Source organism: Blastomonas sp. 34TW, assembly GCF_059803595.1.
This window is the reverse complement of the sequence record NZ_JAPFGW010000003.1, coordinates 254253-275391: the sequence shown is the minus strand read 5'-3', so window position 1 is coordinate 275391 and position 21139 is coordinate 254253. Positions and strand designations below refer to the sequence as shown.

Below are 21139 nucleotides of genomic sequence, written 5' to 3'. Positions count from 1 at the left end.
AGATCCGATTTTCCAAGGAGTTTGCCATGACGCAGGACAGCCTGACCAAACCCAAACCGACCGCCGCAGACATTGCGCTGATCGCCGACGCTGCCGCGCGCGCCATTCCGCCGGTCTGGCCGCTCGCATCGAGCGTGGCCGTGAACCCCTATCTCGGCCAGGCCGGGCTCGACCTCGCCACCACCGCCGCGCTGCTCGCACGGGTAAGCGATGCCCCCGCCACGATGGCACGCAGCTGGTATCGCGAACGGATCGGCAATGGATCGATCACCGATGGCGATCTCGCCGCCGCACTAGCCGCCTGCACCGCATCGCCCTGCCCGGCGAGCGTGGCCGAGCTCAAGCTCGCTGCGCAGCGCCCGCATGTCCGCAAGGACCCGCTGCCGACGATCGCGGATCTCGCCGCGCGCGTCTCGGGCATCGACTGGCCTGCGATCATCGCCGAACGCATGGGCCACTGGATCGCCGGATGGAGCGATGAGGGCCAGGCCTTGTGGGCCGCACCGCAGGGCAAATCCGCCTTTCGCGCGTGGCAGGATGTCGCCACCCACGATCTGACCCCCGAGATCGCCGGCCTCGAGGGCTTTGCCCGGTTCGTCGCCGATGCGCCCGACAGCGCAGGTGATGCGCTCGCCGCCAGCGCCGCCCGGCTGGGACTGCCCGCTGCGGCCATGCCCACCTATTTTCACGCGCTGCTGATGACGCTGGGCGGCTGGGCGCAGGTCGGCCGCTACCGGCTGTGGCAGGCCGAACTGGCAGGCCAGAGCGACAGCACGCTCACCGATCTGCTGTGCATCCGCCTGATGTGGGAAGATGCGCTGCTCGCGCAGTATCGCAGCCCGATCCTCGAGGCCTGGCAGGATGTGATGGCCGCGCATTCCGCTCCGGTTGCGCCCGATGCCGATCAGATCATCGACGCCATCCTGCAGGAAGCCGCCGAGCGCGCAGGCCAGCGGGCCATCGGCGAGACGCTCGCTGCTGCTGCCGCGACCAGCGCCGCCGTGCCGCCCGCGCTACAGGCCGCGTTCTGCATCGATGTCCGCTCCGAGGTCTTTCGCCGCGCGCTCGAAGCGCTCGATCCGTCGATCCAGACGCTCGGCTTTGCCGGCTTTTTCGGCCTCGGCGCGTCGCACCGTCGCTTTGCCTCGGATGTCCGTGAGCACCGGCTGCCGGTGCTGCTCAACCCGAAGCTGACCACCAGCTCGGGCGGGGCCGAACTGGAAGACGTCGACCGCGCCGCCCGCTATCGTTCGCGCGCCAAGCGTGCCTGGGGCCGGTTCAAGCTGGCAGCGGTATCGAGCTTCGCCTTTGTCGAGGCAGCAGGTCCGGTCTATCTGGGCAAGCTGATGCGCGACAGTTTTGCGCTGAAAAAGACAAGTCTGCCCAACGATCCGATGCCGCGTCCCGACCCGGCGCTGAGCCTGGCGGACAAGATCGACGCGGCCGCTGCGGTGCTGCGCGCAATGTCCCTGACACAGGATTTCGCACCGCTGGTGCTGCTCGTCGGTCATGGCGCGAATGTTGTCAACAATCCGCACGCCAGCGGGCTGCATTGCGGTGCATGCGGCGGCTATTCGGGCGAGGTCAATGCGCGGCTGCTGGCCAGCCTGCTCAATGAACCGGCGGTGCGCGGCGGCCTGGCGAGCAATGGCATCATCGTTCCGTCGACCACATTGTTCCTTGCAGGCTTGCACGACACCACCACCGACAATGTGCTGATCTATGACGGCGATCACCCCTCGCCTGCCCATGCGAACGCGATCGGCCAGGCCAGGGCCTGGCTGGCGAGCGCCGGCCTTGTCGCACGCGGCGAACGGGCGCTGCGCCTGCCGCGCGCCGATGGAGCGGCCGACGTCGCCAAGCGCAGCCGCGACTGGGCGGAGATCCGTCCCGAATGGGCGCTTGCGGGGTGCAAGGCGTTCATCGCCGCACCGCGCAGCCGCACCAGCGGCAAGAGCCTGGAGGGTCGCGCCTTCCTGCATGACTATCAGTGGCAGCAGGACGAAGGCTTTGGCGTGCTGGAACTGATCATGACCGCGCCGGTCGTCGTCGCCAGCTGGATCAGCCTGCAATATTATGGATCATCGGTCGCGCCGCACGTCTTTGGCGGCGGCAACAAGCTGATCCACAATGTCACCGGCGGCATCGGCGTGGTCGAGGGCAATGGCGGCACGCTGCGCGCAGGCCTGCCCTGGCAGTCGGTGCATGACGGCAGCGATCTGGTGCACGAACCGCTGCGGCTTTCGGTCTGTATCGAGGCGCCGGTCGAGGCGATGACCGCGATCCTCGAACGGCATGAAGGCGTGCGCGCGCTGTTTGACAATCGCTGGCTGCACCTGTTTGCGCTCAACGCCGCAGGCGAACTGGCCTGGCGCTATACCGGCAACCTGCAATGGGAGCGGGTCGACGGGCACGGCCAGACGATGATGGAGCGCGATCTGGCAGCCTGATCGAGCGCCGGCCCTGTCACTCCGCCAGCAGCGATGCAGCGGCGGACAGGGCCAGGCCCGACATCAGCAACCGCCGCAGGGTGAGGCTCGTGGGGATGGCGGAAACCCGCACCGCATCGGCCAGCCCGGCTGCCAGTGCCAACGTTCCCGAGCCGACCGATTCTTCCCATCGCGGGCGCAGTGCAGCAGCGATCGATGCGTTGCGCACCACCAGAATGTCCTGGATCCGCGATCCCGGCCTCGCGCCGATTTCCTGCTTGTAACCGCTATCGCCCGCACCCCAGTCCACCTGGCGAACGCCGCGCGCGAGCATGGCGTCGACCGCATGCAGTGTGACGATCTGGCCGGGAGAAGCATCGGCAAAACCCGCGTCATAGCTGCTCGCGATGCCATAGGCGATCGCCCCGCAGACCAGGTCGAGCGAAAAGGCGATCGGGCGATCGGCGACATAGAGCAGGCTGGCGGTCAGCATTTCGGCCAGATCGGGATCGACCACCGCGCGCTGCCAGTGCGCCATCATGTGCGGATTCAGGAACTTGGCGCCGCTGCGGTCGGTGCGCGTGCCCACCCAGCTGTTTTCCTCGATCCGCGCCAGATCCTGGAACACCTGGCGCGACCAGGCGGTCCCGCGAACGATCCGCACGGTGACCGGGCCCTGTTCCTCGAGCCGCGCGGTCAATCGCCGCACCTTCTTGCGCCGCGACTTGCTGGGCCAGGCATCGGGCGATCCCGGCTCGGCAAAATCCTGGATGAAGCTCTGCCCCATGTCGCGGATCAGCACGTGCCACCCGATCGCATCGGCCGCCGCGATCATCAGCTGGGCCAGCCGGTCGTCGTGATAGATGGGGCCGATGCGCAGCAGCGGCCCGATGATCTCCTGCGCAGCGGGATGTTCCAGTACGGCGCGCATGTCGCCCACGCCGGTGCTCGGATCGATGGCGGCGCTGCGAAATGGCCAATAGCTTCCCGCGAGCGAGCGTGCGCGCAGGCCCGGTGGCCCCAGCTGGCGCATCGGCAGAGCGAGGATCGGGCTGCCATCGCCGCGATGGGCGACCAGGGTCGAGATTGCCTCGGGCTCGCCCCGGCAGAACCAGCCTTCGCGCAGGAAGCCATGGCTGGAAGGGCCAATGGCGGCCAGCATGTCGACGACGGGCGAGACGCCAGGAACCACTGCACATTCGATCGCTCCCAGCGCGACTGCCCCGGCGCGCAGGTTGCGATGATCGACATGCAGCATATTTCACTCTCCCGAAGGCCTGGCCCCTGATATGGCAGCGAGAGGATAAGCGACGGTTAACCCGTCGGGCAATGATATAGTGTCACCGCCGGCGCCATCGGCCCCGGCGGTGCATTGCAGGATCAGAATTCCGACCAGTCTTCCTCATCGGCCTTCAGCGCCAGATTGCCGCTGACCATCGGCACGCGTGCCGGCCGTTTGGGCGCCGGACGAAAGGCAGACCGCGCCACCGGCATGGCGTTCTGCTGGCCCAGCTGGAACCGGCCAACCTTCTCGGCGAGATCCTGCGCTTCGCTGGCCAGGCTGCGCGCCGAAGCGGCGGTTTGCTCGACCATGGCAGCGTTCTGCTGGGTCATCTTGTCCATGTCGCCCACGGCAGAATTGACCTGGATCATGCTGGCCGACTGGCTTTCCGCCGATGCGGCGATGCGGGTGATCACCTGGCTGACCTCGCCGACGCGCTCGACGATGCGGGTCAGCATCGTGCCGGTCTCGCCGACCAGCTTCACGCCATTGTCGACATGCTCGGTGCTGTTGCTGATCAGCGTCTTGATCTCCTGCGCGGCGTCGGCGCAGCGCTGCGCCAGCGCCCGAACCTCGTGCGCGACGACGGCAAAGCCCTTGCCGGCATCGCCCGCGCGCGCCGCCTCTACCCCCGCGTTCAGGGCCAGCAGGTTGGTCTGGAAGGCAATGCCGTCGATCACGGTGATGATCTTGCCGATCTCGCTCGACGACTTCTCGATCGAGTCCATCGCGCCGACCGCCTTGCCGACGATGACGCCGCCTTCGGTCGCCTCGGCCTGCATCTTGGCCATCTCGGCATTGACCGCGACCGCACTGCGGGTGGTTTCCTGCACCATGTCGGTCGCGGCGCGCATGGCAGCGGCGGTTTCCTCGAGCGACGCGGCCTGTTCCTCGGTGCGCGAGGCGAGATCATCGGCGCCGGTGCGGATTTCGCCGCTGCCCGAAGAAATGACGCTGACGCTCGAGCTGACCGCGAGCAGCGTTTCGCGCAGAGCGGCAGTGGCGGCATTGAAGTCCTGCTCGACCTGCGCATATTCGGCAGGCAGCCCCGACATCTGCGTGGTCAGATCGCCTTCGGCCATGCGCTTCAATGCGCTGCCCATCTGGCCGAGCACGACACCGCGCACCTTTTCCTCGGTGTCGACGAAATAGGTCGACAGCGCGACATCGATATCGAGCAGCGAAACCTTGACCAGCGCCGCGACATCCTTGGCAAGCTTGCGGCGGCCCGGCACGAAGCGCAGCAGCCCCGGCGAGATCATGCCGTGGATCATCTCTTCCAGGATCAGCGCATAGCCACCAACATACCATTTCGGCTCCAGCCCGATCCGTGCGTGCACCTGGCCCACGCCAACGGCGCGCTTCATGTAATCGTCGGTCAAGCCATCGCCGAAGATCTTCATCCAATGGCTGTGCTGTGCATTCTTGGCGTATTGCAGCCGCGAGCTGTCGCTGAAAAAGCCTTTGAGCTCGGGAATGCCCCCGACCTTGCGGTAGAATTTTTCGAGCGCGCGATTGACGTGCCGGCCCAGCGAACGTTTCACCCTGCGGAAGGTGGAACTGTCTGCGCGGTCCAATTCGTAAAACTCAAGCCTCTCCTGCAAGCTCGACTGCATTTCCCTTTCTCCCAAAAAAGGTAAACAACGCTGAGGCTGGCATTTAGAACGTCGAAGTTAATTAGGTGTTGAAGCCGACGAAAAAAGCTCAAGAATGGTGGTAAGCAGGTTTTAACGAACCAATTGTCAGTCCAGATTGACACTTCCGCCTGGCTATTGCTGTTTACAGGGCCGCCGACAGCTTCAGCTTACCTGCAGAACCTTGCAGATAAGACAAAAGGCCGGGAGATCACTCTCCCGGCCTTCCTGTGCGACCCTTAAGGGCTATATTTATTCTGTATTATTCTGCGGCTTCCATCGGATCAGCCTTGTCCGGCTTGCCGTCGCCGTCCGTATCCCAGGCATCGGCCTTGCCGTCATTGTTGCGGTCCCAAGCGTCCATGGTGCCGTCGCCGTTCGAATCCAGCGTGGCGGGCGGTGCCTGATCGGCGGTTGCCGGGGCGTCAGCGCCGGGGGCCGGAGTTTCCGAAGCAGGCGCTTCGGTGGTCGGGCTGGCGGGGGTTTCCTGCATGGCGTCCTGCGCCAGGGCGGGGGTTGCGGCCAGCGCACCGGCAGCGATCAGGGCTCCGATAATCGAGTTCTTCATAGCTTTTACTCCTCGTTTCGTAATGCTCTCGGCGGGCATTCAGGTGGAGAGATCTTGCTTGCTCCGACCTATCAACGAGGGGAAAGCACTGCTGTTCCGGCGGATATTGCGCCCGTTGCGTGTCTCCCAGCAGGTTCCAGCAAGTTGCCGCACAGATTCTTCGCACTATCGCACGATCACTACTTGGACCGCGTCAAGTTGCTCGGAATCAGCGATGAAAATCGACTTCAACTCGTCGCAATTCGACATGAAAAGGGGCGCCACCCGCAAGGAGTAGCGCCCCGAATAGTGTCACATCGAATGCCGATAGCGATCAGGCTGCGGCAAACAGCTCCGGTTCCAGCGCCATGATGGCATCCGATCCGGCCTCGATCTTGCGGCGCAGCGCGCCGGCATCGGGCATGATCCGCTCGGCGAAATAGCGCGCGGTCTTGAGCTTGGTCTCGTAGAACACCGCATTGCCGCTGCCGGCTTCCAGCGCCGCGATCGAGGCGCGCATCATGCGCAGCCACATCAGGCCCAGCGCGACGATGCCCATGATGTGCATATAGCTGTGCGCGCCCGCGCCGACATGGTTGGGGTTCATCATGCCGTTCTGCATGAACCACATGGTCGCCGCCTTGAGCTCGCCCGCCGCCTTTTCCAGACGCGTGGCAAAATCGACAAGGCGCTCGTCGGCCTTGGCATCGGCGCATTCGCTGTCGATGATGCCGAAGAAGGTCTGCACCGCGCGGCCGCCATTCTGCGCCAGCTTGCGGCCGACCAGGTCCATCGCCTGCACGCCGTTGGTGCCTTCGTAGATCATGGCGATGCGCGCATCGCGCACATACTGCTCCATGCCCCATTCGGCGATATAGCCGTGGCCGCCATAGACCTGCTGCATGTTGGTGGCGATCTCATAGCCCTTGTCGGTGCCATAGCCCTTGATCACCGGGGTGAGCAGGCTGATCAGATCGTCCGCCGCGACGCGCTCTTCCTCGGTCTGCGCCTTGTGGGTCAGGTCGACCTGCAGGCCGCCCCAGAGGATCAGGGCTCGCAGGCCCTCGTTGATCGCCTTGGCCTCCATCAGCATGCGGCGGACATCGGGATGCACGAACAGCGTGTCGGCCTTTTCGTTCGCGTCCTGCGCGCCGGTCAGCGCGCGGCCCTGGCGACGGTCGCCAGCGTACTGCACCGCGTTCTGGTACGAGACCTCGCCCATCGACAGGCCCTGCCCGCCGACGCCGAGACGCGCGGCGTTCATCATGATGAACATCGCGGCAAGACCCTTGTTCTCCTCGCCCACCAGATAGCCGGTTGCGCCGTCATAGTTCATCACGCAGGTCGAATTGCCGTGAATGCCCATCTTGTGCTCGATCGAGCCGCACGACACGGCGTTGCGCTCGCCCAGCGAGCCGTCGTCGTTGACGAGGAACTTCGGCACGATGAACAGCGAGATGCCCTTGACGCTGTCGGGGGCGTCGGGGGTCTTTGCCAGCACCAGATGGATGATGTTCTCGGTCAGGTCATGCTCGCCCGACGAGATGAAGATCTTGGTGCCGGTGATCGCATAGGTGCCACCGGGCTGCGGGACCGCCTTGGTGCGGATAAGACCCAGGTCCGTGCCGCAATGCGGTTCGGTCAGGTTCATCGTGCCGCCCCACTTGCCGCTGATCATGTTGGGGCAGTATTTTTCCTTCTGCTCCTGGCTGCCCTTGGCAAGGATCGCCGAGACCGCGCCGTGCGTCAGGCCGGGATACATGGCAAAGGCCATGTTGCTCGACGACATGAATTCCTCGAACGCGATGCCGACGACATGCGGCATGCCCTGCCCGCCGAACTCTTCCGGCGCGGCCAGCGTGCCCCAGCCCGCCTCGCAATATTGCTGATAGGCTTCCTTGAAGCCGTCGGGCGTGGTGACGGTGCCATCGGGATGGCGGGTGCAGCCCTGCTGGTCACCGATCTGGTTGAGCGGGAACAGCACCTCCTCGACGAACTTGCCGGCTTCCTCGAGCACGGCGGACAGCACGTCGGGCGCGGCATTGTCAAAGCCCGGCAGGTTGGAATATTTCTCGATTCCCAGCACCTCGTTCAGGATGAACTGGGTATCGCGCACCGGTGCGGTATATTTGGGCATCTTGCGGGTCCTCTCAAAACATATGGGTCAGATCAGGCCGGGGAGAGCCTGAGAAAGGGGCGTGGTCCGTGACCGGCAACCGCCCGGATCGAAACGCGGGCATCAGCCCTGGTCGGCACGATCCACTTGCTCGACCATTTTCACGAACTGCGAAAGCTCCTGGATGGCGCTTTCGAGGTCCTTCTTCTGCTTGCGCATCAGGGCTATACGCTCCTTGCAGCGCTGAAGTGTCACGCGGCGCTGTTCGCGCCGTCCGTCGCCAATATCGTAAAGGTCGATCATCTCGCGGATTTCGCCCAGGCTGAAACCCACATTCTTGGCGCGCATGATCCAGGCGAGCCGCGCGCGGTCGCGCTTCGAATAGACGCGGGTCAGGCCACGCCGCTCGGGCGCGATCAGGCCTTCGTCTTCATAGAAACGCAGCGCCCGCGCGGTGACGCCGAATTCGTCCGACAGATCGGAGATGGTATAGCTATCCCGGTTCTGCAGATCGGGAGTGTCGATGCGGCCAAGGGTCGAACGGTCGTGCATGGAAGTGGCGCTACATTACCTTGACGTAAACGTCAAGTAAATTTCAGCCCGCGCAGAGCCGCTTCACCGATCGCCCGGTCGCGCCGCCTGCCGCTGCATTGCCCGGCTCGACCAGCGCGAAAGAGGCTCCGGCCAGACTCGCCCGGTCGCTGCACAAAGCCGCGCAGGCGGCGGGCACGCTGCCGGGCACCACCAGCGCATTGCCGTCGAACTGTGCCGAAAAGCGGCAGCCCGCGATGGCATCGCCCTTGCCGTTTCGCGACAGGCTGAGTTCGGCCGCCTCTCCTGCCAGCTGCGCGCTGCCGGTGCCCTCGCACTGGCTCGACGCGCCGAACGTGACCAGCACCCCGACCTTGTAACCCCTGATCCGATCGCCGCGCGCGCAGAAGCTGTCCGCACCGGTCGCGCCGGGATCTGCGAAAGCACCAGCCAGGTCGATGGCCTGCGGATCGACAATCACGCCCGCATTGATCGCGGCGGCGTCCAGCGGGGTCAGCGCGTCATCGTCGCCGCCTGCCTGCGAAACGCTGCACCCGGCCAGCAGCAGGCAGGCGAGCAGCGCCCTGCGCATCAGGCGATCCGCTCCAGCGAACCGTCGCTTGCCACCCGGCGATAGAAGCACGACGGCGCGCCGGTATGGCAGGTCGGTCCCGCAGGCGACGCGATCACCCAGACCGCGTCCTGATCGCAGTCGATCCGCAGCTCGATGAGCTTGAGCACATTGCCCGAGCTTTCACCCTTCTTCCACAGGCTCGCGCGCGAGCGCGACCAGAAATGCACCTCGCCGGTCTCGGCCGTCAGCCGCAGCGCCTCTTCGTTCATGTGCGCAACCATCAGCAGCGCTCCGCTCGCCGCGTCGGTGACGCATGCGGTGATCAGCCCTGCGGCATCGAATTTGGGGTCCAGGTCCAGCCCGGTCTCGCGGATATCGGCCATATCGCCCGGTTAATCGCACCCAGCGCCCCGTGCAACACGGTTAACGAAAAATGACCTGCGAATTCTCCTGTGACAAATGCAAGACAAACCCCATATGCGCGCCTATAGGGGTGCCAAACCACCCGGCTGCAACCGAATCGGGCGCGCAACATGATCACCACACATCCTTTTGACGACGACAAGCTGCGCGAAGAGTGCGGCGTTTTTGGCGTGGCCGGCGCGGTCGATGCCGCGGCGATGGTCGCTTTGGGGCTGCACGCGCTGCAGCACCGCGGCCAGGAAGCCGCAGGCATCAGCAGCTTCGACGGGCGCCATTTCCACAACCACAAGGCGCTGGGCCATGTGGCGGGCAATTTCGACAGCGAAGAGACTATGCGCGCGCTGAAAGGCGACTGGGCGATCGGCCATGTCCGTTATGCGACGACCGGCGAGACCGCGCTGCGCAACGTCCAGCCGCTCTATGCAGAGCTCTCCTCGGGCGGCTTTGCCATCGCGCACAATGGCAATATCTCGAACGCGATGAAGCTGCGGCACGATCTGGTGCGCACCGGATCGATCTTCCAGTCAACGAGCGACACCGAGACGATCATCCATCTTGTCGCCACCTCACGCTACCGGACACTGCTCGACAAGTTCATCGATGCACTGAAACAGGTCGAGGGCGCCTATTCGCTGATCTGCCTGACCGACAGCGGCATGATCGCCTGCCGCGATCCGCTGGGCATCCGCCCGCTGGTCATGGGCCGTATCGGCGACACCGTCATCTTCGCATCGGAAACCGTGGCGCTCGACATTGTCGGTGCGGAATTCGTCCGTTCGGTGGAGCCGGGCGAACTGATCGTGGTCATCGGCGGCGAGATCCGCTCGCACCGCCCCTTTGCCGACAAGGCGCAGCGCCCCTGCATCTTCGAGCATGTCTATTTCTCGCGCCCCGATTCGATCGTCGACGGATCGTCGGTCTATTCGGTGCGCAAGGCGATCGGCGCGCAGCTGGCGATGGAAAACCCGGTCGAGGCGGATCTGGTCGTTCCCGTGCCCGACAGCGGCACCCCGGCGGCGATCGGCTATGCCCAGCAATCGGGCCTGCCGTTCGAGCTCGGCATCATCCGCTCGCATTATGTCGGCCGCACCTTCATCCAGCCGGGCGACGGCGTGCGCCATCTCGGCGTCAAGCTGAAGCATAATGCCAACAAGCCGCTGATCGCGGGCAAGCGCCTGGTGCTGATCGACGATTCGATCGTGCGCGGCACCACCTCGCTCAAGATCGTGCAGATGATGCGCGATGCCGGCGCGGCGGAAGTCCATATGCGCATCGCCAGCCCGCCGACGATGCACAGCTGCTATTATGGTGTCGACACGCCCGAGCGTTCGAAGCTGCTCGCCGCGCAGAAATCGATCGAGGAAATGCGCCAGTTCATCCAGGCGGATTCGCTGTCCTTCCTCTCGATCGACGGCTTGTATCGCGCGCTGGGCGAAGCCAGCCGCAACGATGATCGCCCGCGTTATTGCGATGCGTGCTTCACCGGCGACTATCCCACGACGCTCACCGATCTGGCCGAGCGCGACCAGCCGAACCAGCTGACCCTGCTGGCCGAACGGGTCGCCGGCTGAGGGATTTCACGACCATGACCGACAAGAACCTGCAAGGCCAGCTCGCCCTGGTCACCGGCGCGAGCCGTGGCATCGGTGCTGCGACTGCCAAGGCGCTCGCGGCCCGCGGCGCGCATGTCATCCTGACCGCCCGCACGGCAAAGGACCTGGAAGCCGTCGAGGATGCGATCTTCGAGGCGGGCGGCAGCGCCACCATCGCCCCGCTCGACCTGGCCGATGGCGACAGCATCGCCCGGCTCGCCGCGGCGATCGGCGGACGCTGGGAAGCGCTCGACATTCTGGTCCTGAACGCCGCGATGCTGGGCAGCCTGGGCCCCGTTCCGACGATCGACGGCGGTGAACTCAACCGGCTGATGACGCTCAATGTTCTGAGCGCACAGGCCATGATCGCCTATTTCGACCCGATGCTGCGCAAGAGCGCGCATGCCCGCGTGATCGGCCTCACCAGCTCGGTCGCCGCAAAACCGCGCGCCTTCTGGGGCGCCTATGGCGCGTCCAAGGCCGCGCTCGAGGTGCTGATCTCTGCCTATGGCGAGGAAATGCGCAATATCGGCAAGATCCGCACCGCGATCGTCGATCCCGCGCGCACCCGCACCGCCATGCGCGCCAAGGCCTATCCCGGCGAAGACCCCGCGACGGTGAAGCTGCCCGAGGTAGTGGGTGAGGCGATTGCAGAGCTGGTCTCGCGTGAGTTCGAGACGGGTCATCGTCTGGCCCTGCAAGGCTAACCGGTTCGCGCAGCAGCGCGCTCAGGGGCATCTGGACAATTAATAACCCATGGGTTATATGAAGCCATGGCGTGGACTGTCGTCTTCCATCAGGCGTTCGAGGCCGAGTTCGCTTCGCTTTCGCTGGAAGTTCGCGAAGCTCTCGCGGCGAGTGCTGGCCTGCTGCAGCTGCAAGGCCCTTTGCTGGGGCGACCCCATGCCGATACGCTGGCTGGCTCTGCCTATGCCAACATGAAGGAACTGCGCTTCGATGCCGATGATGGCGTATGGCGCGTCGCGTTCGCCTTCGATCCGCAGCGCAAGGCAATCCTGCTGGTCGCGGGCGACAAGGCAGGCGTGGCGCAGAAGCGGTTCTACAAGGCGCTGATTGCAAGGGCGGACAGCCGTTACGCCGAGCATCTGGAAACTTTGAAAGGATAGGAACATGGCGAGCGAAAGAAAGCCCAGCGTCCTCGGACGCACGCTCGACGAGGTCATTGCGGACATGCCGCCCGAAAGCCAGGCGCGCATCGCCGAGCGTACGGCGCAGCTCAATGCCGAGGTCGAGGGCCTCAAGGCACTGCGCAAGCTCGCCCAGCGCAGCCAGGAACAGATCGCGCAGAGCCTTGGCGTCAAGCAACCCGCCATCGTCAAGATGGAGCGCCAGACCGATCTCTACCTGTCCACCCTGCGCCGCTTCGTGGAGGCTGCTGGAGGAACGCTGGAACTGCGCGTGGATTTGCCGGGAACCGGCGCGTTCACGCTGACGGGTGTTGGGGAGATTGAGGTAGCAAAGGATGAGAACTGAGGGCGCTTCCAAATCTGATATTGTGTCCCCGGATCATGCAGCTTCCAACGGATGATGGCGGACACTTTATCGCGAGGCGATTCAAGGGACCGATGGAAGCCTTCAACCACTTCGCGCAGGACGCCGAATTCAACCGGAACACCTATGCCAGGATGGAAAACCAATGGGCAAGCGCGCGACGAAAGGGTGAGAAGGTGACCGTCAAGATCGTCCCTGTTTACAAGGGTCAATCGCGCCGACCCGCCAGCTTGAACATTTGGTTCACGATCGGATCGAAGCAGCACAGTTTGAATATGCCCAATCAACGAGGAACAAAGTGATGCTCGATCTCGCCCGAAAATCGGAGATTCTCAGCGAGATCGCTGAGACCCTTGCCTCCGAGACCGAGTTCAGCTCAAACGGCCTTCTTTTGGTCGCTGCTGTCGATCGAGGCTTTTTGAGTCTTTCGCTGTTCTCGGATCGTGGACGGGATGTGGAATACCGGCACGTCGACTACGACCGCTATGCCACCTTGCTGAACGACTTTTGGGCAATGGAGCCGCTGAGCAAAAGGTGGGAGGAGGTCGAAATCTACCTAAAAGCAGGGCAATTCAAGGTGAAGTTTGTCTACCAGGAGGATTTTGATCCCGATGAACTCGACACGGAACGGCGACATGCCACGGCGACCGACTATTTCGGTGGCAAGCCGATAAAATATCCCGGCCTGGATGGGCGGGATGGCTGGGTAATGTGATCATCTAGCAGCGCACTCATAAGTGCCCAGCTCCGCTGCTTTGACCTTTCACTCTGCAGCCAGAGCATCGCCATGAAGTCGAGGGCTCGCCTGACCAACTGCCAGCTATAGACGACGCTGAAGCAAGACGGGGTTGCTATTCCAGCGCCGTGATGATCGCGCTGAAGTCCAGCCCCTGCGCATCCGCCTCCACGAACGCCGCATAGATCGCCTCAGCCCGTTCGCCCATAGGCACGCGCGCGCCGCTGGCCTTCGCGGCATCGAGCGCCAGGCGCATGTCCTTGAGCATCAGTGAGGCGGCGAAGCCTCCGGCATAGCCATTGTCGGCGGGGCTCGCGGGGCCGACGCCGGGGACGGGGCAATAGCTCGTCATTGACCAGCTCTGGCCCGAGGCCTTGGACGAGATGTCGTAGAAGGTCTGGAGGTCGAGCCCGAGCTTCTTCGCCAGCATGAAAGTCTCGCAGGTCGCGGCCATGGTCGCGCCCAGCAGCATGTTGTTGCAGATCTTCGCCGCCTGGCCTGCGCCATTGTCGCCGGCATGGATCACCGCCTTGCCCATATCGGCGAGGATGGACTCGGCGCGGGCAAAGGCGTCCGCGCTGCCGCCGACCATGAAGGTGAGCGTGCCGCCATTGGCCGCTGCAATGCCGCCCGAGACCGGCGCATCGACCGCCTCGAGCCCGCGCGTCTTGGCCGCGCTCGCGACCTCGCGCGCGGTATCGACATCGATGGTCGAACAATCGATCAGCAGCGTGCCGGGCTTCGCCGCGCCGAACACGGTCTCATTATAGACCGATGCGACATGCTTGCCCGCGGGCAGCATGGTGACGATGACATCCGCCTCGCCCACCGCCTGCGCGGCATCTGACACCGGATGGCAGCCCGCCGCGCCTGCCCGCGCCAGCGCCTCGCCCGAAAGATCGAACGCGATGACCTTGTGCCCCGCCCTGGCAAGGTTCGCCGCCATGCCGCCGCCCATATTGCCCAGGCCGATAAATCCGATTGTGCTCATGCTGTTGCTCCGCTCTCCGTCTGCGCGTCTCAGCGCGCTTCGATCAAATCCCACCGGTTGCCGTACAGATCGGCAAACACCGCGACCTTGCCATAGGCTTCCTGGCGCGGCGCTTCGGCAAAGGCCACGCCCGCCGCGACCATGCGCGCATGATCGGCGTCGAAATCCCCCGTGTGGACGAAATAGGCCACGCGCCCGCCCGCTGCCTTGCCGACCGCCGCCAGTTGTGCCTCCGACGTCGCGCGGGCGAGCAACAACTGCCCGCCCCCATCGCCGGCGACGCGCACCCAGCGCTTGCCGCCGCCCAGATCGCTGTCCTCGATCACCCGCCAGCCGAGCGCCTGGCCGAACCAGGCAATCGCCTCGTCATAATCGCGGACGAGATAGGCGCTGTATGCGAGGTGCATGCGACCGCCCCCGAGCTCAGCCCATGGTCGGGATGACGAAGGCGTTGCCGCCATCGACCGCGCCGTCGGGCCAGCGCGCGGTCACCGTCTTGATCTTGGTCCAGAACTTGACGCCTTCCATGCCGTGCTGGTTGGTGTCGCCGAACGCGCTGCGCTTCCAGCCGCCAAAGGTGTGATAGGCGACCGGCACCGGGATCGGCACGTTGATGCCGACCATGCCGACATTGACCCGCGCGGCAAATTCGCGCGCGGCATGGCCGTTGCGGGTGAAGATGGCGACGCCGTTGCCGTACTGGTGCTTGCTGGGCAGCGACACGGCTTCCTCGAAATCCTTGGCGCGGACGATCTGCAGCACGGGGCCGAAAATCTCTTCCTTGTAGCTTTCCATGTCGGTGGTAACGCGGTCGAAAAGCGTCGGGCCGACGAAAAAGCCGTTCTCATGCCCCTGCAGCGTGAAGCCGCGGCCATCGACGACCAGCTCGCCGCCCTCGTCGATACAGGTCTGAATCCAGCCTTCGACCTTGGCCTTGTGCGCAGCGGTGACGACGGGGCCGTAATCGGCCTCGGGATCGGACGACACGCCGAGGCGCAGCTGCTCGATCGCGGGGATCAGCTTGGCACGCAGCCGGTCGGCGGTCTCGTCGCCCACGGGGACGACCACGGGCAGCGCCATGCAGCGCTCGCCCGCCGAACCGAAGGCGGCGCCCGCGAGATCCTTGACCACCTGGTCGAGATCGGCATCGGGCATGACGATGCCATGGTTCTTCGCGCCGCCCATCGCCTGGACGCGCTTTCCAGCAGCGACACCGCGCTGGTACAGGTAATGCGCGACATCGGACGATCCGACGAACGATACGCCGGCGATGGCCGGGTGATCGAGGATCGCGTCGACCATTTCCTTGTCGCCATGCACCACCTGCAGGATGCCATCGGGCAGGCCCGCCTCGCTCATCAGCTCGGCCAGGCGCACCGGCACCGAGGGGTCGCGCTCGCTGGGCTTCAGGATGAAGGCATTGCCGGTGGCGATCGCGGGGCCGAACATCCACATCGGGATCATCGCGGGGAAGTTGAACGGGGTGATGCCTGCGCCGATGCCGATCGGCAGCCGCATCGAATAGACGTCGATGCCCGGACCCGCGCCGTGGGTATATTCGCCCTTCACCGCATGCGGGATGCCGCAGCAGAATTCGATGACCTCAAGCCCGCGCTGGATATCGCCCTTCGCATCAGCATGCACCTTGCCATGCTCGCTGGAGAGCAGCGCGGCGAGTTCGTCGATATTGGCCTCGACCAGTTCCTTGAACTTGAACATCACGCGGGCGCGGCGCTGCGGGTTGGTTGCGGCCCAGGCAGGTTGCGCAGCGAGCGCGGCATCGACCGCGGCGTCGAGCACGGCGGCGCTACCCAGATCGACCTTCGCCTGCACGGTGCCGCTATTGGGATCGAAAATGTCGGACTGGCGGGTGCTGGCAGGCGCGGTGACGCCGCTGGCCAGGCGATGGGTGACGGTGCGCATCGATGCTCTCCTATGGGTGCTTGTCGCTTGGGGGCGGCAATAGCCTCTGGCATATCTGCACGCAATTGCGTAAAAACGTCACACAAGGCTGCATAAATGCCATGATTTGGAGCGGGTGAATGAACTGGGACGATCTGCGCATCTTCCTGATGCTGGCGCGCGCCGGATCGGTGGCAGAGGCCGCGCGGCGGCTGGAGATCGACCCGACCACCGTGGCGCGCAGGCTGCAACGGCTCTCGGGCGACCTGCAATCCACATTGTTCGAGGCGAGCGGCAAGGGCATCGCGCTGACCGAACATGGGGCCAAGCTGCTGCATTATGCCGAAGGCGCGGAACAGGCGCTGGTCGATGCGCGCACTGAGCTGACCGGCGAGCAGACAGTGTTCGCCGGCACCATAAGGGTCAGCGTGGCAGAGGGGTTCGCCGCATGGATCATCAGCCGCAACCTCGCCAGCTTCCACCGCCAGCATCCCGCGATCCGCATCGAGCTCGTTGCGACCAACGGCTTTCTCAACCCCAGCAAGCGCGAGGCGGACCTGGCGATCATGCTCTCGCGCCCGACCGCCGGACCCTTGAAGGTGCGCAAGCTGGTCGACTATCAGCTCGGCGTCTATGCCGACCGCGACTATCTCGCCGCCGCCGGACCGATTACATCCATCGAGGACCTGCGCCGCCACCCGCTGATCGGCTATATCCCCGATTTCATCTATGCCGACGAGCTGCGCTATCTCGATGAGATCGGCCCCGGGCTGGAACCGGTGCTGACCAGCTCGAGCATCAACGTCCAGCACAGCCTGATCGCCTCGGGCGCGGGCGTGGGCATTCTCCCGTGCTTCATCGGCGAACAAAATGCGCGGCTGGAGCGGGTGCTGGCAGACAGCGTCGCGATCCATCGCAGTTTCTGGCTGGTGGTCCACCGCGACATGCGCAAGCTCGCGCGGGTGGATGCGTTCATCCGCTGGCTCGACGCGCTGGCAGAGCGGATCGCGCCGGTGATGGGGGAGGATGGGTAAAGGCAGCCCAGACGTAAGAGTTTCATTGCCATTGGTCAGGCTTGCCTGCTGAAACCCACTCATGCATGGCTGAGATCATATCGACCGTGGGATAATCTAATATGTCTTCTTCCGAGGCTCCGCGAGATAGCTCACGCTCCCAATACCATTCTTGAAAAGTTACGTAGTCGCCTTGAATCTTGGCTGGGCCGATGGGATCCGCTCCTGCTTGGCGAACAAGCCAGTTCCTTACGATCCGAACAGCTTTAATGTGATCGCCGGAGTGAGAACAAATGTCCCATCCCGCAATATCGGATAATACTTTCAAATAGTCATACTTCGTTTCTTCGAGGACCAAAATCGCTTTCTTCGCAGATTCTCCTGCGCCAAATAGAGCGCATCCATGGTCAATACCAAGTTCGAACGGCATATTGAGCCTTGCATATTCCCCAGCCACCTCGGCCTTACAGCGACTCAAATCATGAATACCAAACTTCGAGTTGGTTATCAAATCAACTATTCGCCGAAGCCTCGTTGCAGAATTATCGGCGTTTTCTGGCGCAAGCCGGGGGTAAAATCCAAGATCGACGATGCAAAAGGCAATGGCTTGCAGGAGCGGTGCAAACTGAGGGTCAAAAGGGCAGTTGACGAAGACAGAACGCTCAAACGGGGGCTGCACATTCATCCTTTTGGTGGATAAGGATCATTACCATAAGAGTTTCTTTCACGAATTCGTCCGTCTCTCCCGTGAATATATAGCTCTGTCTTTTGATTGCGCGCAATTCGCGTCGCTGCTGCAATCGCTTCCTTTTGAGTGGCGTGAGTGCTGGACGCTTTTGGCGATCCGGCCTTTCTGACCTTCCAGCCATCCGCCGATGGAACTACATGCTGGCCCTTTTTTGACATCGCTACCACCTTTCCTGTGCAAGAGCTTACCGCATCCACACATGATTTTCCAATGATTCCATCTCGAACTCCGCTCCAGTTATTATCACCCTCAAGGCACCACCACCTGCCGGATCGCCGTCCCGCCCGCCAATTCATCGAACAGCGCGTTGATCTCGCTCAGCGGGCTCACCGAGGTCAGCAGCTTCTCCACCGGCATGCGGCCTGCGCGCCACAGGGCGATGTAGCGGGGGATGTCGCGTGAGGGGATGGCGTTGCCCATATAGCTGCCCATCAGCGTCTTGCCGTCGCCGACCAGCGAGACGGCGGGGATCGAGAGCATGTCCGCCGGGTTGGGCAGGCCGACGGTAACGATCCGCCCGCCGCGCCGCGCCAAGCCATAGGCCTTGGCAAGCACCGGGGCCTTGCCGACGGTCTCAATTACCAGATCGGGCTTCTTGCCCAGCGCCGCGACCACCGCTTCCTCGCCATCCTCGGGCGGGACGGCGGCGAGCGCGCCGAGTTCGAGCGCCAGCGCGCGCTTTTCCGGGACGGGATCGATCGCCACCACCGGGTTCGCGCCTCCCGCGATCGCGGCCATGAGCGCGGCAAGGCCGACGCCCCCCAGGCCATAGACGACCACGCTCTCGCCAGCGCGCAACGCGCCGCCGTTGAGCACCGCGCCCGCGCCGGTCAGCACCGCGCAGCCGAACAGGGCGGCGATCTCGACCGGAATGTCGCTGTCGATCTTCACGGCCGAGCGCCGGTCGACCACCGCATGCGTCGCAAAGGCCGAGGAGCCGAGATGATGCTGAACCTCATGCCCGTTCTCGGACAGCCGCCGCTCGCCACCCAGCAGCGTGCCCGCGCCGTTCGCCGCCGCGCCGTTGCCGCAAAGGTAGCCCTCGCCCGAATGGCAACTGGGGCAATAGCCGCACAAGGGCAGGAAGCTCAACACCACCCGGTCGCCAGGGGCGAAATGCTTGGCCGCAATGCTGCCAGGCTCCAGCACTGTCGCCACCGCCTCATGCCCCAAAGCCATCGGCATCGGGCGCGGGCGGTCGCCGTTGATGACGCTGAGGTCGCTATGACACAAGCCGGCGGCCTCGATCTTGACCAGCATCTCGTCCGGCCCCGGCGGCGCGAGGTCGATTTCTGCGAGGCGCAGCGGACGGGTGGTGGCATAGGGGCCCTTGTGGCCGATGCGGTCGAGAATGGTCGCGGTGATCTTCATGTATCCGTCATGCCGCCTCGCCCGCGCGCCCGCAAGCGCCGCGCCGCGCGCCCGCCCGCCTAGCGGACAGACGCGAGCTGATACATGATCTCCGCATAGCCAACCGTGGCTTCGGTAATCCCGGCGACCTTGGGATTGGTCGATTCCACCACATAATATTCGTCCGGGGCGTGCGCGCCGCTGCCATGGCCGATACCGAAATGCCCGGCGGGGATGCTCACCGGCGGTGCGGTGAACACCGCACCCGGCCAGGAGCCTGCGAGCCTGGGGTTGAGGTTCGCCTTGACGCCCAGTTTCGCATAGGCGGCCAGCTCCGCCTTGATCAGCCGGCTGTCCTCGGCCACCTCGGTGGGGTCATAGCCGCCCGAGACATTGGCCTCGATATCCGTAAACCCGTTCTTGTCGAGATGCGCGCGCAGCTTCTGCTCCGCCTCGGCGCGGGTCTGGTTGGGCACGAGCCGGAAGTCCATCTTGGCGACCGCGCGGCCGGGCAGCACGGTCTTGCCACCGGGGCCGGTATAGCCCGCGACCAGCCCCTCGATATTCGCGGTCGGCTCCTGCGCCAGCCGCACCAGCGCCTGGTCGAAGGGCAGGTTGTCGATCCAGTGGGTGACTCCGAACGCCTGCTTCATCTGCGCCTCGTCCATGCCCTTCGCCGCCTCGGCGATCAGCGCCTTTTCGCGGGTCGTCAGCGGCCTGACATTGTCGCTCCACCCGCCGATCGCGACATTGTTGCCATCGGGCGTCACCAGGGTCTGCAGCGCCTGGACCAGCCGCCAGGTCGGCGAATCGACCATCGCCTTGTAGCTCGAATGGATGTCGCCCTTGGGGCCCCTGCCCCATTTCGCGCCGCTCGCGACCAGCTCGAGCTCGATCACGCCCTTGGAGCCCAGATTGACCTGCACCTCGCCATTCGCGCCCTGCCAGCTTGCCGGGATGAAGATGCCCTCGCACCGCTTCAGTGCGGCGAGCACATCGGGCCGCGTCGCGATCTGCTTGAAGTTCGGCGATCCGATCTCCTCCTCGCCCTCGCACAGCAGCACGAGGTTGACCGGCGGTTTGACGCCCGCCTTTTTCATCGCGTGCAGCGTGGCGAGGAAGGTCGCTTCCGGCCCCTTCTGGTTGACCGCGCCGCGCCCCATGATCGCCTTGCCCCAGCCGGGCTTGTCGACGATCCGCGCTTCGAGCGGCGGCGAGGACCATTCCGCCGGATCGAACTGCTTGACGTCGTACATGAAATAGATGCCGAGCGTGCGCTTCGCCCCATTGTCCATCACCCCGAACACGCCGGGATAGCCGTCGGACGGCACGGTGGTGACGCCTGTAAAGCCCGCGGATTTGGCGAGGTCAGCCATATAGGCCGCACCCTCGGCCATGTTGAGATCCTCCGCCGCGATCGAGGGCAGCCGAATCCAGTCCTGGATGCGTTTGATGTCGGCGTCGCGGTTGCTTTCCGCCGCCTTGCGGATGCGCGCCATCTCGCTCTCTGCCGCTGCCAGCGCCGCGCCGCCCCCGCCGGTCAATGCCATGCCGGAGCCAAGCAGCGCAGCGGAGCGCAACATCGCGCGACGGTCGGGATGGCGGACAGGCGTATCGGACATGGCATGGCCCCTATGACAGGATGATATCGCCCGACACGCTGGACCAGACGCTCGCGCCTGGCAAGCCGTAACATGATGTAAAGGACTTGTGGTCAAAGCCTTGATTCAGCAGCGCCTTTTTGGTGCTGCTCTTTGGG

The 21139-nt window shown here is 64.4% G+C and carries 22 protein-coding genes; 8 read left to right on the top strand and 14 right to left on the bottom strand.

Going from position 1 to position 21139, the window contains the following annotated elements:
• The first annotated feature begins 26 nt into the window (after positions 1–26).
• Positions 27–2450 (top strand): YbcC family protein, encoded by a 2424-nt coding sequence (locus OPU69_RS06475; protein WP_498509888.1) that lies wholly within the window; start codon positions 27–29, stop codon positions 2448–2450.
• Between the two features lie 16 nt (positions 2451–2466).
• On the opposite strand, the gene OPU69_RS06470 is transcribed toward OPU69_RS06475, so the two are convergent.
• The 7 genes from OPU69_RS06470 to hisI all read right to left on the bottom strand — a co-directional run bounded on the left by OPU69_RS06470 (position 2467) and on the right by hisI (position 9496).
• On the bottom strand, positions 2467–3687 hold the full coding sequence (locus OPU69_RS06470) for a GNAT family N-acetyltransferase (protein ID WP_498509886.1): 1221 nt from the start codon (positions 3685–3687) through the stop codon (positions 2467–2469).
• A gap of 122 nt (positions 3688–3809) precedes the next feature.
• Positions 3810–5327 (bottom strand): methyl-accepting chemotaxis protein, encoded by a 1518-nt coding sequence (locus OPU69_RS06465; protein ID WP_498509884.1) that lies wholly within the window; start codon positions 5325–5327, stop codon positions 3810–3812.
• Positions 5328–5607: 280 nt separating this feature from the next.
• Positions 5608–5913, bottom strand: coding sequence for a hypothetical protein (locus tag OPU69_RS06460; RefSeq protein WP_498509882.1), 306 nt, complete (start codon positions 5911–5913; stop codon positions 5608–5610).
• Between the two features lie 313 nt (positions 5914–6226).
• The gene (locus tag OPU69_RS06455) at positions 6227–8029 is read right to left on the bottom strand and encodes an acyl-CoA dehydrogenase C-terminal domain-containing protein (protein ID WP_060979312.1); all 1803 of its coding nucleotides are present in this window, start codon (positions 8027–8029) and stop codon (positions 6227–6229) included.
• A 102-nt stretch (positions 8030–8131) separates the two neighbouring features.
• Positions 8132–8560 (bottom strand): MerR family transcriptional regulator, encoded by a 429-nt coding sequence (locus OPU69_RS06450; protein WP_023838307.1) that lies wholly within the window; start codon positions 8558–8560, stop codon positions 8132–8134.
• Positions 8561–8603: 43 nt separating this feature from the next.
• Positions 8604–9131, bottom strand: coding sequence for a hypothetical protein (locus OPU69_RS06445; RefSeq protein WP_498509879.1), 528 nt, complete (start codon positions 9129–9131; stop codon positions 8604–8606).
• Complete coding sequence (hisI, locus tag OPU69_RS06440; protein ID WP_060979310.1) at positions 9131–9496, bottom strand: phosphoribosyl-AMP cyclohydrolase; 366 nt, start codon at positions 9494–9496, stop codon at positions 9131–9133. The genes OPU69_RS06445 and hisI overlap by 1 nt, the downstream gene beginning before the upstream one ends.
• Positions 9497–9646: 150 nt before the next feature.
• On the opposite strand from hisI, the gene purF reads away from it, so the two are divergent.
• The 6 genes from purF (at position 9647) to OPU69_RS06410 (ending at position 13355) form a co-directional block, all read left to right on the top strand.
• A complete protein-coding gene (purF, locus tag OPU69_RS06435) occupies positions 9647–11107 on the top strand; it encodes an amidophosphoribosyltransferase (protein WP_498509877.1) in 1461 nt (486 codons plus the stop codon).
• A gap of 14 nt (positions 11108–11121) precedes the next feature.
• Positions 11122–11835: an SDR family NAD(P)-dependent oxidoreductase gene (locus OPU69_RS06430; RefSeq protein ID WP_498509875.1), complete on the top strand. Its 714-nt coding sequence runs from the start codon at positions 11122–11124 to the stop codon at positions 11833–11835.
• Positions 11836–11901: 66 nt separating this feature from the next.
• The gene (locus tag OPU69_RS06425) at positions 11902–12255 is read left to right on the top strand and encodes a type II toxin-antitoxin system RelE/ParE family toxin (protein ID WP_498509873.1); all 354 of its coding nucleotides are present in this window, start codon (positions 11902–11904) and stop codon (positions 12253–12255) included.
• 4 nt (positions 12256–12259) lie between these two features.
• Positions 12260–12622 (top strand): XRE family transcriptional regulator, encoded by a 363-nt coding sequence (locus OPU69_RS06420; protein ID WP_498509871.1) that lies wholly within the window; start codon positions 12260–12262, stop codon positions 12620–12622.
• 35 nt (positions 12623–12657) lie between these two features.
• Positions 12658–12942, top strand: coding sequence for a DNA/RNA non-specific endonuclease (locus OPU69_RS06415; RefSeq protein ID WP_498509869.1), 285 nt, complete (start codon positions 12658–12660; stop codon positions 12940–12942).
• Complete coding sequence (locus OPU69_RS06410) at positions 12942–13355, top strand: hypothetical protein (protein ID WP_498509867.1); 414 nt, start codon at positions 12942–12944, stop codon at positions 13353–13355. The genes OPU69_RS06415 and OPU69_RS06410 overlap by 1 nt, the downstream gene beginning before the upstream one ends.
• Positions 13356–13491: 136 nt before the next feature.
• Here OPU69_RS06410 and mmsB read toward each other — a convergent pair whose 3' ends face one another.
• From mmsB to OPU69_RS06395, 3 genes are read right to left on the bottom strand one after another with little or no spacing between them, the layout of a single operon-like run.
• Positions 13492–14367: a 3-hydroxyisobutyrate dehydrogenase gene (gene mmsB / locus OPU69_RS06405; protein WP_498509865.1), complete on the bottom strand. Its 876-nt coding sequence runs from the start codon at positions 14365–14367 to the stop codon at positions 13492–13494.
• A 29-nt stretch (positions 14368–14396) separates the two neighbouring features.
• Complete coding sequence (locus tag OPU69_RS06400; protein ID WP_060979750.1) at positions 14397–14774, bottom strand: VOC family protein; 378 nt, start codon at positions 14772–14774, stop codon at positions 14397–14399.
• 16 nt (positions 14775–14790) lie between these two features.
• Entirely contained in the window at positions 14791–16290 is a 1500-nt protein-coding gene (locus tag OPU69_RS06395; protein WP_498509863.1) for a CoA-acylating methylmalonate-semialdehyde dehydrogenase, read from the bottom strand.
• 119 nt (positions 16291–16409) lie between these two features.
• Here OPU69_RS06395 and OPU69_RS06390 point away from each other — a divergent pair, with 119 nt between their 5' ends.
• The gene (locus tag OPU69_RS06390) at positions 16410–17303 is read left to right on the top strand and encodes a LysR family transcriptional regulator (RefSeq protein WP_498509861.1); all 894 of its coding nucleotides are present in this window, start codon (positions 16410–16412) and stop codon (positions 17301–17303) included.
• A 22-nt stretch (positions 17304–17325) separates the two neighbouring features.
• Here OPU69_RS06390 and OPU69_RS06385 read toward each other — a convergent pair whose 3' ends face one another.
• From OPU69_RS06385 to OPU69_RS06370, 4 genes are all read right to left on the bottom strand, one after another.
• The gene (locus OPU69_RS06385; protein WP_498509859.1) at positions 17326–17967 is read right to left on the bottom strand and encodes a hypothetical protein; all 642 of its coding nucleotides are present in this window, start codon (positions 17965–17967) and stop codon (positions 17326–17328) included.
• On the bottom strand, positions 17964–18188 hold the full coding sequence (locus OPU69_RS06380; RefSeq protein ID WP_498509857.1) for a DUF2188 domain-containing protein: 225 nt from the start codon (positions 18186–18188) through the stop codon (positions 17964–17966). Before OPU69_RS06380 ends, OPU69_RS06385 begins: the two co-directional genes overlap by 4 nt.
• Before the next feature lie 91 nt (positions 18189–18279).
• Positions 18280–19401, bottom strand: a complete 1122-nt coding sequence (locus OPU69_RS06375) for a zinc-binding dehydrogenase (protein ID WP_498509855.1) — start codon at positions 19399–19401, stop codon at positions 18280–18282.
• Between the two features lie 59 nt (positions 19402–19460).
• Positions 19461–21002 (bottom strand): M20/M25/M40 family metallo-hydrolase, encoded by a 1542-nt coding sequence (locus tag OPU69_RS06370; RefSeq protein WP_498509853.1) that lies wholly within the window; start codon positions 21000–21002, stop codon positions 19461–19463.
• Between the last annotated feature and the right edge of the window lie 137 nt (positions 21003–21139).

Excerpts from the sequence above, each read along its gene's own strand:
- OPU69_RS06420 (WP_498509871.1), top strand. The coding sequence starts at position 12,260 with ATGGCGAGCGAAAGAAAGCCCAGCGTCCTCGGACGCACGCTCGACGAG.
- OPU69_RS06375 (WP_498509855.1), bottom strand. The coding sequence starts at position 19,401 with ATGAAGATCACCGCGACCATTCTCGACCGCATCGGCCACAAGGGCCCC.
- OPU69_RS06415 (WP_498509869.1), top strand. The coding sequence starts at position 12,658 with ATGCAGCTTCCAACGGATGATGGCGGACACTTTATCGCGAGGCGATTC.
- OPU69_RS06390 (WP_498509861.1), top strand. The coding sequence starts at position 16,410 with ATGAACTGGGACGATCTGCGCATCTTCCTGATGCTGGCGCGCGCCGGA.
- OPU69_RS06450 (WP_023838307.1), bottom strand. The coding sequence starts at position 8,560 with ATGCACGACCGTTCGACCCTTGGCCGCATCGACACTCCCGATCTGCAG.
- OPU69_RS06455 (WP_060979312.1), bottom strand. The coding sequence starts at position 8,029 with ATGCCCAAATATACCGCACCGGTGCGCGATACCCAGTTCATCCTGAAC.
- OPU69_RS06430 (WP_498509875.1), top strand. The coding sequence starts at position 11,122 with ATGACCGACAAGAACCTGCAAGGCCAGCTCGCCCTGGTCACCGGCGCG.
- OPU69_RS06370 (WP_498509853.1), bottom strand. The coding sequence starts at position 21,002 with ATGTCCGATACGCCTGTCCGCCATCCCGACCGTCGCGCGATGTTGCGC.
- OPU69_RS06395 (WP_498509863.1), bottom strand. The coding sequence starts at position 16,290 with ATGCGCACCGTCACCCATCGCCTGGCCAGCGGCGTCACCGCGCCTGCC.
- OPU69_RS06470 (WP_498509886.1), bottom strand. The coding sequence starts at position 3,687 with ATGCTGCATGTCGATCATCGCAACCTGCGCGCCGGGGCAGTCGCGCTG.
- OPU69_RS06385 (WP_498509859.1), bottom strand. The coding sequence starts at position 17,967 with ATGAATGTGCAGCCCCCGTTTGAGCGTTCTGTCTTCGTCAACTGCCCT.
- OPU69_RS06460 (WP_498509882.1), bottom strand. The coding sequence starts at position 5,913 with ATGAAGAACTCGATTATCGGAGCCCTGATCGCTGCCGGTGCGCTGGCC.
- OPU69_RS06425 (WP_498509873.1), top strand. The coding sequence starts at position 11,902 with ATGGCGTGGACTGTCGTCTTCCATCAGGCGTTCGAGGCCGAGTTCGCT.
- hisI (WP_060979310.1), bottom strand. The coding sequence starts at position 9,496 with ATGGCCGATATCCGCGAGACCGGGCTGGACCTGGACCCCAAATTCGAT.
- OPU69_RS06475 (WP_498509888.1), top strand. The coding sequence starts at position 27 with ATGACGCAGGACAGCCTGACCAAACCCAAACCGACCGCCGCAGACATT.
- OPU69_RS06445 (WP_498509879.1), bottom strand. The coding sequence starts at position 9,131 with ATGCGCAGGGCGCTGCTCGCCTGCCTGCTGCTGGCCGGGTGCAGCGTT.
- OPU69_RS06410 (WP_498509867.1), top strand. The coding sequence starts at position 12,942 with ATGCTCGATCTCGCCCGAAAATCGGAGATTCTCAGCGAGATCGCTGAG.
- OPU69_RS06400 (WP_060979750.1), bottom strand. The coding sequence starts at position 14,774 with ATGCACCTCGCATACAGCGCCTATCTCGTCCGCGATTATGACGAGGCG.
- OPU69_RS06465 (WP_498509884.1), bottom strand. The coding sequence starts at position 5,327 with ATGCAGTCGAGCTTGCAGGAGAGGCTTGAGTTTTACGAATTGGACCGC.
- OPU69_RS06380 (WP_498509857.1), bottom strand. The coding sequence starts at position 18,188 with ATGTCAAAAAAGGGCCAGCATGTAGTTCCATCGGCGGATGGCTGGAAG.
- mmsB (WP_498509865.1), bottom strand. The coding sequence starts at position 14,367 with ATGAGCACAATCGGATTTATCGGCCTGGGCAATATGGGCGGCGGCATG.
- purF (WP_498509877.1), top strand. The coding sequence starts at position 9,647 with ATGATCACCACACATCCTTTTGACGACGACAAGCTGCGCGAAGAGTGC.